The sequence below is a fragment of the Mesorhizobium sp. M7D.F.Ca.US.004.01.2.1 genome (assembly GCF_003997785.1).
Classification (GTDB): Bacteria; Pseudomonadota; Alphaproteobacteria; order Rhizobiales; family Rhizobiaceae; genus Mesorhizobium; species Mesorhizobium loti.
In genome coordinates, this window is sequence record NZ_RZRQ01000673.1 from 1 (window position 1) to 1,132 (window position 1,132).

1 protein-coding gene is annotated in these 1,132 nt (G+C 64.8%); it reads right to left on the reverse strand.

Annotated elements, in window-relative coordinates:
- The coding region (locus EN993_RS36080; protein WP_206532491.1) for a cation:proton antiporter at positions 1–1,132 on the reverse strand (1,132 nt) is incomplete at both ends.

Below are 1,132 nucleotides of genomic sequence, written 5' to 3' on the forward strand. Positions count from 1 at the left end.
CTTCCGGATCGACACCCAGCGATTCCAGCGCCGAGCCGCCGAAAACAAGTGCAGATTCGAAGGTTTCACGCAGTTGATAATCAACGCCGGCGCGAATGAGCTGCAGCGCGGTACCACGATCGAAAGCGCGTGCCAGCACGGTGAGCAAAGGAAACTCAGCCTTGACGAGCTCCGCGATGCGGACGGCGGCATCGGCCTTGTCGACGCAGATCAGCACGGCGCGCGCCCGGCCGGCGCCGGCGGCATGCAGGATGTCCAGCCGCGTGCCATCGCCATAGTAAACCTTGAAGCCGAAATCGGCGGCCGCCTGGATCATTTCGACATCATTGTCGATGATCGAGACGTCGATGCCGCGCAGCAGCAGCGGCTGGCTGGCAATCTGGCCGAAGCGGCCGAAGCCGATGACCAGCACGCTGCCGGTCAGGCCATCGGCGACATCGACCCCGTCGAGCGACTGCTCGTCGCGCGGTGTCAGGTATCGCAGCGCGATGATCGCCAGCGGCGTCAGCACCATGGAGATGATGACGATCGCCGTCAGCGTCGCGTTGGCGTTGCCGTCGATGATGCCGACCGCCGCGGCCGCGGAGTAAAGGACAAAGGCAAATTCGCCGCCTTGCGCCATGAAGACCGCGCGCTCCAAAGCTTCGCGATGGCCGGTTTTCAGGATACGGGCGACGATGTAGATGCCGAACGCCTTCATCACCATGTAGGCGACGACATAGATGGCGATCAGCCGCCAGTTCGCGGCGACCACATGCAGGTCGAGCGACATGCCGACGGCAAGGAAGAACAGGCCGAGCAGGATGCCGCGGAAGGGTTCTATGTCGGCTTCGAGCTGATGGCGGAAGGTCGATTCGGACAGCAGCACGCCGGCCAGGAATGCGCCCATCGCCATCGACAGGCCGCTGAGCTGCATGGCGAGCGCGGATCCGAGAACCACCAGAAGTGCTGCCGCCGTCATCACCTCGCGAGCACGGGCATCCGCCAGGATGCGGAAGAACGGATTGAGCAGATACCGGCCAGCCACCACCAGGCCGACGATCGCGGCGAGGCCGATGCCGACCTCGGTCAGCCGCTCCGACAGGCTGGTGTCGGCTCCGCCGGGCGCCAGGAACGCGATCAGGGCCAGCAA